Source organism: Pararhodobacter sp. SW119 (assembly GCF_017811755.1).
Classification (GTDB): Bacteria; Pseudomonadota; Alphaproteobacteria; order Rhodobacterales; family Rhodobacteraceae; genus Pararhodobacter.
The window spans coordinates 1-5,613 of the sequence record NZ_JADDJF010000101.1 but is presented as its reverse complement, the minus strand read 5'-3'; the positions used below and the strand labels follow the sequence as shown (position 1 = coordinate 5,613).

General features: G+C 60.5%; 3 protein-coding genes and 3 pseudogenes. 2 read left to right on the top strand and 4 right to left on the bottom strand.

Annotated features, from left to right (window positions below; translation table 11 throughout):
- A partial coding sequence (locus tag IM708_RS20195) for a hypothetical protein (RefSeq protein WP_209428361.1) occupies positions 1-340 on the top strand: 340 nt, incomplete at its 5' end.
- Between the two features lie 47 nt (positions 341-387).
- Here the strand turns inward: IM708_RS20195 and IM708_RS20190 are convergent.
- Complete coding sequence (locus IM708_RS20190; protein ID WP_209428360.1) at positions 388-1,227, bottom strand: 2OG-Fe(II) oxygenase; 840 nt, start codon at positions 1,225-1,227, stop codon at positions 388-390.
- 227 nt (positions 1,228-1,454) lie between these two features.
- Positions 1,455-2,144 (bottom strand): annotated as a pseudogene (locus IM708_RS21475) (IS5 family transposase).
- On the opposite strand from IM708_RS21475, the pseudogene IM708_RS20175 reads away from it, so the two are divergent.
- A pseudogene (locus IM708_RS20175) lies at positions 2,031-3,206 on the top strand (IS66 family transposase); the annotation flags it as partial. The pseudogenes IM708_RS21475 and IM708_RS20175 overlap by 114 nt on opposite strands.
- 187 nt (positions 3,207-3,393) lie before the next feature.
- Here the strand turns inward: IM708_RS20175 and IM708_RS20170 are convergent.
- Both IM708_RS20170 and IM708_RS20165 read right to left on the bottom strand, forming a co-directional pair.
- Entirely contained in the window at positions 3,394-4,338 is a 945-nt protein-coding gene (locus tag IM708_RS20170; RefSeq protein ID WP_209428358.1) for a sulfotransferase, read from the bottom strand.
- 407 nt (positions 4,339-4,745) lie between these two features.
- Positions 4,746-5,428, bottom strand: a pseudogene (locus IM708_RS20165) (DUF3987 domain-containing protein).
- Positions 5,429-5,613 lie beyond the last annotated feature (185 nt).

Sequence of the window (5,613 nt, the reverse complement as noted above, 5' to 3'; positions counted from 1 at the left end):
CGCAACCGCTCGTTGCTCAAGCAACTTAATGGGTCCTGAGCCTAGTTTTATTGATGCAAAAGATATTCGGAGATGGCGTCTTGCCCAAGCCAACCAACAGAGAACCTACCGCATTTTGAAAGCCAAGAGCGTCGCACTCACAGTTCGATTGACCTGTTCAACGACAACAAATGCAGGCAAGCTCTGGCTGCTGATGTCGAACCTCGCGCGCAAGATTCAGAGCGTGACCCGCACGGTGCCGAATGGCAACACATTGCACCGGGTTGATGCGCAGATCAACTGCAACTTTGCGAAAAATCGGCGGCCAACAGACTGCTTTTTGCCCTTCAACCCGAAATAACCGCCGTATCGACGTAGCCGGACATGTTGATCAGACGGTCCTTGCCGTTATACTCCCATCCGTCGCAGTCTATGCCCTATGCGACGATAAATAATTGGCGGCAGGACATCCTTCAACATGGCGTGACGCGCCTCTTGACGATCCGTTCGGTCGACGGTGCCGGGGCGGGGCTTGAAAAGGGTGCTGTGTGACTTTCGCGTATCGTCCCAGGTAGCCGTGTAGTAATAAAGCGCGATTGACATACGTGGTTCACCATCCGGATGATTCACCGGTTCTGGATTGCCATGAAAGGTGTCGGAGCCAGTGTTGAAGCAGCACATGCGATTGAAAAGCGGCACGAATTTTGCGACCTGCTCAGTCATGTTTTTGTTCCATACCTCGAAGGATCCGCCCCATTCTTCGCGCCAGTTCTTATTGAGATAGATCAGCACATTGATCCTGCGCTCTAGATTGAGTTTCCCGTGGTGGTTGAAGTCGGCATGGATGTCCAGATGCCCACCATTCGCGACTACATGAATCCCTCCCCCTGCGAAGTGGGGGTCGGGGATCAAACCTTGAATGCCCGTTAGTTCTTCGAGAAACGCTAGGAAGGGACGGGCGTTGAGCGCGTAGAAGAGATTCCGCGTATATGGGCGAAGCCTCTCCGGAAGATAGCTGGACTTCAGCTTCTCCTGTGGACGGTTGAACATGCTCTCGGCTTCGGGTAGTTCGCGCAACTCCTCACGCACCCGCTCAAGGATTTCGGGCGGTAAGAAATTGTCGAAACAACCATATGGATAGGGTGCGCGATCCCTGTAGGACTCGGCTAGTGGTTGGGCCGCCGCTCGTGCGGCTTGGGTGGAGAGCGTCAGGGTATCCGGATCGAGACTGATAATCGGAGAAGCCATGGTGTAAGCCTTCGAGTTCAAGACAGAAAATGATCATTCTTCTCTAACATGCCACGTGTATCACGGGCTAGTGTTATCATGGTGAGGAACGTCTGATCAACGCGGTCGGCTGCGCCGAATTTGAAGTTTGATCGCCTTGGGTGGCGAGAAGCGAGGTTTCCGCGGGCGATTTTGCGGGTTCAGCGCCGCGATGTCGGCGGTTCGGCTGGTTTCGGGCAGACTCGTGCTCATGCCAACAGCTTTCTTCGCACCAGGAACAGGTTGCCGAGCGCGAACAGCGTGAAGAGTTGAGCGCGGTTATTGGCGAGGCCGCGGTATCGGGTCTTCACATAGCCGAATCGGCGCTTGAGGACGCGGAAGCGGTGCTCGACCCTGGCGCGCAGCGGGGCGATGATGCGGTTGATCTGCGCGTCGAACGGATGCAGCGGACCGCCCTTCGGCGCCTTGCGCATCACGCCCCAGACCTTGCCGGGTGCCTTGAACGCCGCGTCGCGCTCCGCGCTCACTTAGCCCTTGCCAGCCCAGACCGAGGTTTACTCGCCGTGCAGCAACTCATCCCAGACCTGCCTGTCGTGGACCTTCGCCGTCATGGTGTCGAGGCTGTGCACCGTGCCGCTGTCGAGATCAACGCCGACATGCGCCTTCATGCCGAAATACCAGTCGTTGCCCTTCTTCGTCGACGTCATCTCTTTGTCCCGGGCGCGCGCCTTGTTCTTCGTCGAGGACGGCGCGTCGATGATCGTCGCGTCGACCAGCGTGCCCGAGCGCAGGCTGATGTCCTTGTCAGCAAGATGCGCGTTCACCTCACCGAGACGCTGGAAGTGACCCCCCGCCAGTGGAAGGTGATCCAGACGGTGCGGGAGAAGTTCACCTGCCGGTGTTGCGAGAAGATCAGCCAGCCGCCAGCGCCCTTCCACACCATTCCCCGTGGTTGGGCCGGACCGCAATTGATCGCGATGGCGGCCTTCGACAAATACGGATAGCATCCGCCGCTGAATCGCCAATCCGAGCGCATTGCGCGAGAGGGAATTGATCTCAGCCTGTCCACCCTGGCTGATCTGATCGGCCATGCCTGTGTCGCGCTCAGCCCGATCCATGAGCTGATCGAGACCCATGTTCTGGCAGCGGCGCGCTTGCATGGCGATGACACAACGGTGCCGCTGAAGGCGCTTGGCGGCACCAAAACCGCGCGGCTCTGGACCTATGAGCGCGATGACCGGCCGTGGGGTGGCAGCGCAGCACCTGCCGCCTTGTTCAAATTCTCACGTGACCGCCAGATGATCCACCCGAACAAGCATCTCGCTGGGTAGCAGGGAGTATTGCAGGCCGATGCCTATAGCGGCTATAACGACCTCTATCTGGCTGGCCGCAGCCCGAGGCCTGCGCGCAGCGCGCTCTGTTGGAGCCACGCACGGCGTAAATTCTTCGAGCTGGCCGATATTGCGGGCAACGTGCGCAAGAACAAGCCAGCGCATGACATCTCACGGGTCGCGCTGGAAGCCGTGAAACGGTTCGGTGCGATCTTCGATATCGAGCGCGAGATCAATGGCATGGATGCAGATACCCGCCTTACCCTCCCGCAAGAGCGATCCCGACCGCTTGTCGAGGAACTGCATACCTGGCTGCTGGAAGAGCGCGCCCAGATGTCGAAACATAACAGCGTCGCCAAAGCCATCGACTATCTGATGCCGCCCAAGGGCGACCGATGGGATGCCTTCATCGCTTTCCTGGATGACGGGCGCATCTGCCTGACCAACAACGCCGCCGAACGCGCCCTCAGGGGGACAGCTCTGGGCAGAAAATCATGGCACTTTGCGGGGTCTGGGCGCGGCGGTGAAAGGGCAGCCTTCATGTATACCCTGATCGTCAACTGTAAACTGAACGACATCGATCCGCAGGCCAGGATGGCAGACGTCCTTACCCGCATCCCGGACATCACCGTGTCACGCTTGCCTGAATTGCTCCCGTGGAACTGGAAAAGGCCAAGCATGAAGCCGTCAAGGCCGCGTGACAGTGGCCCTCGCCGAATGCTTACGTTCCCTTTCTCTTTATCGAGAACGAAAATTACGTCCCAGGCCGTCTGCAATCAGCCATCGTGCGCTTAGCTACCTGATCAATAACGGATAAGCTGGCGCGCACGCGGCAGCGCCCCCGCCGCTCTGAGGCTCATTTCAGGTTGGCATTCGTGATGTTGTGGATCCGGCGGTTGAAGTGGTCGCGCATCCCGAGGAGCCCCAGCTTCGCGCCCACCCGCGCACCGAAAGCGTTCACCGCGCCGAAGGTTCCCACGTCGCGGCGCAACTTACGTGCACGATTGTCCCATTTCAGAAAGGCGAGCCGGGGCTTCGAGAGCGGCCCGGCGCCCTCTGTTACCCGGGCATAGCCATGCTCCGTCATGAGGTCGCCGCAGCGCAACTCGATCAGCCGCACGTCCTGCATCGAGAGGTGCTTGCGCCACCCCTCGATGGCAGACCGGGTCGGCTTGTAGTAGGTACTTCGCTCGGGATAGCTGAAGAGTCCGGGATCGTATGCGATGCCGAGAAAGTCACAAACCCGGCGCAGCCCCGGCTCGGGCGCCGCGGCGAGTTCCTCGTATCTCAGCGACATTAGTTGCCCCGTCTTCAGGAGGGGCCGCGCCGCTTGGAGGTCGCTTTCGGCTCTGAGCCAGTTCTCGGCTGCGAAATAAGCGTTGCCCGCCCATCCCAGACGCATGACTGACGCCGACACATCCCTCGGATCACGGACAATGTGCAACACCCGGCAGTCCGGAAAGATGTGTAGGATCTTGTACAAATCGGAATGAAAGGTGATCACCGTCGGCCCCTCGCGCCCCTGCTTTCCTTGGGCGACAAGGTCGTCGATGAGGTCGAGTCCGTCGAGTTCGGGCCGCTCCCCAAATTCACGCATCACGAAGACGCGGTCCACGAACAGATTGCGGTGATCGACCTTCAGCGTTCCGTCCGGCTGGAACCGGCTGTACCTGGTGATGTAGGGTTTCTCGCCGATTTCCACGAGATCCGGATGACCGCCGAGCATGAGCCGGAACATCGTGGTGCCCGATCGGACGGAGCCGTAGACGATCACAGCATTGGAGAGGTTTTCGTGCGCCAAGGGTACTCTCCGGACTTTAGGCGAAACAACAGAGACGGGCGTCTGCGTGGCCCCTACAGGGTGATCGAAGTTTCATGTTAGTGCATGATGGATCCCGACGCCAGCGGGAGGGTGTCCGTCGCAGCGGTTCGAGTTTGCGGAGAACGGCGAGCGCCGATTGCGGTTTGTGGCGCACGGGCATTGCGACACTTGCGACAATTGCGGCATCGGGCGCAGGTGTTGCCGGGTTTGAGGGGTGCGCCGCGATTTCGGCAAGTTTGCGGTGCGGGTCAAACCACATCGGCCGCCCCCTTCACGATGCACCAGGCTTCCGCCCGAGCGGTCCCGCGCACAATGCTTCCCGCTTCCAGTGGCACAAGCCATCCGTGCTTTTCAAGGGTGCCAAGCGCGGCCCGTGCCTTCGGGCTTTAGCGGAGCGGGTTCGGCCCCCGCCGCACCACGTCGCGTACCAGCACTTCCGGTTCCGAACAGCTTTCCAGAATCCAGCGCCGCAAGGCTTCGGCCCGGTCGATCTCTGCCGACATGGTTGCAGCGCTTGCCAGCCACGAAGCTTCGGCAACGTAGAATTGCGCCAGGGCGATTGCGTCGGCCATGTACTCCCGCTGCACGTTCGGAGCGTGCAGGTCGCGCCAGAGCGCCAGCACGCCCGAGATGCGCGCGGCATGTTCCGCCGCCTTTGATGCGTGCCCGGTGATATGCGCCAGGTCGCCATCTGGGGCTTGCGCCGCTTCGATTGCATCCGAAAACGCGACCAGAAGCACGCGGGCTTCGGGCGCAAGGGGAAGGGTGCGGGGTTGCAGTTCGCGGGTTTCCAGATCCATCGGCAAGGGCGTGGCGAGTATCTTGCACAGCGTGTCCGAAAGCCCGCCAGCGCGGCTTCATCTTGCCGGGCGTTCGCGTGCATCCGGGTTCCGATTGCGCTCGGTGGTTCGCAGATCAAGAAGCGGGGAAGAAAGCCCGTATCGGTCGCAATCGGGTCAGCCATGAAAGCGCGCGCGGCGGTGGGCTGCACCATCAGGTGAACGGCCAGCCGCCGCCCGTATAGCGTCGCGTGCCCATCGCCCGCGCGGGTGCGGCGGATCAGCGACACCGAGGAGCGCGGCGATGATCAGGGTCAGAAGAGCAATGAGGTGGGCCAAGATCTTGCGGGAGCTATGGCAGAATCTGGGTGACGCGGCGTGATCATGCGGCGCGGCTTTGGTTGGCATCGGATTGAGCGACACCGTCGGTGAATTTGACGCCTTCGATGACGTGTGGCAACTGGTTTGTTCCGTC

Excerpts from the sequence above, each read along its gene's own strand:
- IM708_RS20190 (WP_209428360.1), bottom strand. The coding sequence starts at position 1,227 with ATGGCTTCTCCGATTATCAGTCTCGATCCGGATACCCTGACGCTCTCC.